This window comes from Mesorhizobium silamurunense, from assembly GCF_014843825.1.
GTDB classification, from domain to species: domain Bacteria; phylum Pseudomonadota; class Alphaproteobacteria; order Rhizobiales; family Rhizobiaceae; genus Mesorhizobium; species Mesorhizobium silamurunense.
Map to the genome: position 1 here is coordinate 1 of NZ_JHQR01000267.1, position 2,267 is coordinate 2,267.

Annotated in this window: 1 pseudogene; it reads left to right on the forward strand. The window is 67.2% G+C overall.

Annotated features, from left to right (window positions below):
* A pseudogene (locus tag DH10_RS38335) lies at positions 1-2,267 on the forward strand (calcium-binding protein); the annotation flags it as partial.

A 2,267-nucleotide genomic window follows, 5' to 3' on the forward strand; every position in this document is an offset into this window, starting at 1 on the left:
TACGCCAGCGGCACCGGCGCCTTCACCGGCGGCGCCAACAACATCGCCAACAGCGACGGCACGGCGACCGCCACCGCCGCCAATATGGCCAACGGTGCCGTCGCCATCGGCAACAGCAACAAGGCGATCGGACAGGGCTCCGTGGCGCTGGGCAATGGCTCGACAGCGGGGGCCGCTGGCCGCGGGTGCCGCTGGCTTCGTCGGCAACGTCGCGCTGGGCAATGGCGCGACGGCAACGGCAAGTTCCGGGGACGTGGCCCTTGGCTCGGGCTCGGTGACCGCGACCGCGGTCGGCACCAGCGGCACGACCATCGGGAGCACGGCCTACAGCTTCGCCGGCACGAACCCGACGAGCACCGTCAGCGTCGGCGCGCTTGGCGCGGAGCGGACCATCACCAATGTCGCGGCAGGCCGGCTCAGCAACGCCTCGACCGATGCCATCAATGGCTCGCAGCTCTTCGCCACCAATCAGCAGGTGACGCAGAACACTACCGACATCAGCAATCTCAGCTCGTCGCTCACCAACATCAACACCGGCGCGGGTATCAAATATTTCCATGCCAATTCGACCTTGGTCGATTCCCAGGCGCTCGGGACGGATTCGGTCGCGATCGGCCCGAACGCGATCGCCAACAACGCCGGTGACGTGGCGATCGGCCTCAATTCCGCGTCCGGCACCACGACGGCGGTCGGCGGCACGACGATCGGCGGCGTGAACTACACGTTTGCCGGCGGGACGCCGGCCGGCGCGTTCTCGGTAGGCTCGGTGGGCGCCGAGCGCCAGATCCAGAATGTCGCGGCCGGGCAGCTGAACGGCTCCTCGACCGATGCCGTCAACGGCTCGCAGCTGTTCGCGACCAATCAGCAGGTGACGCAGAACACGACCGATATCGCTGCCAACACCGCCGACATCACCAATCTCGGCAACACCATCAACAACATAAACACCGGCGGCGGCATCAAGTATTTCCACGCCAATTCGACACTTGCCGATTCGCAGGCGCTCGGAACGGATTCCGTCGCGGTCGGCCCGAACGCCATAGCCAACAATGCCGGTGACGTGGCGATCGGCCTCAATTCCGCGTCCGGCACCACGACTGCGGTCGGCGGCACGACGATCGGCGGCGTGAACTACACGTTCGCCGGCGGGACGCCGGCCGGTGCTTTCTCGGTCGGCTCGGTGGGCGCCGAGCGCCAGATCCAGAACGTCGCGGCCGGGCAGTTGAGCGGCTCCTCGACCGATGCCGTCAACGGCTCGCAACTCTTCGCCACCAACCAGCAGGTGACGCAGAACACGACCGATATCGCCGCCAACACCGCCGACATCACCACTCTCGGCAACACGATCAACAATTTTGCCGGCGACACCTCGACGGCCTACACCGACGCCAACGGCGATGGCATCCGCTATGTGCGAACGAACGACAGCACCCTGCCGGTCACCGACGCCTTCGCTCAAGGGGTCGGCTCCTCCGCCCTCGGCACTCTTCGCCACCAACCAGCAGGTGACGCAGAACACGACCGATATCGCCGCCAACACCGCCGACATCACCACTCTCGGCAACACGATCAACAATTTTGCCGGCGACACCTCGACGGCCTACACCGACGCCAACGGCGATGGCATCCGCTATGTGCGAACGAACGACAGCACCCTGCCGGTCACCGACGCCTTCGCTCAAGGGGTCGGCTCCTCCGCCCTCGGCTACCAGGCGACCGCCTCCGTCGGCGACGCGCTGGCGCTCGGCCGCGGCACCCAGGCCACCGTCCTTGGCGGCGTGGCGCTTGGCGCCGGCTCGGTCTCGGATCGCGCGGTCGCACCCGTATCGGGATCGATCCTCTCCGGCACCGGCCTCATTCCCTACAACACCGCGGATATGACCCTGCTTGGCGCCGTCTCGGTCGGCACGTCCACTTCCTATCGCCAGATCACCAACGTGGCGGACGGCACCGAGGACCAGGACGCGGTGACACTGCGCCAGTTGAAGGGGGCGCTGAGCTCCTTCGCGGTGACGGGAACCATGTACTTCCACGCCAATTCTGCCGCCTCCGACTCCCTTGCGGTCGGGGTCGACTCGGTTGCGATCGGCCCGCGCACCACGGTCAACGGCGACAACGGCATCGGCATGGGCAACGGCGCCATCGTGCAGCAAACGGCGCCGGGCGGCATCGCCATCGGCCAGACGGCGACCGTAAACCAGGCCGACAGCATCGCGCTCGGCACCAACTCGACCGCCAACGGCGCCCAGTCCATGGCGCTCGGCGCC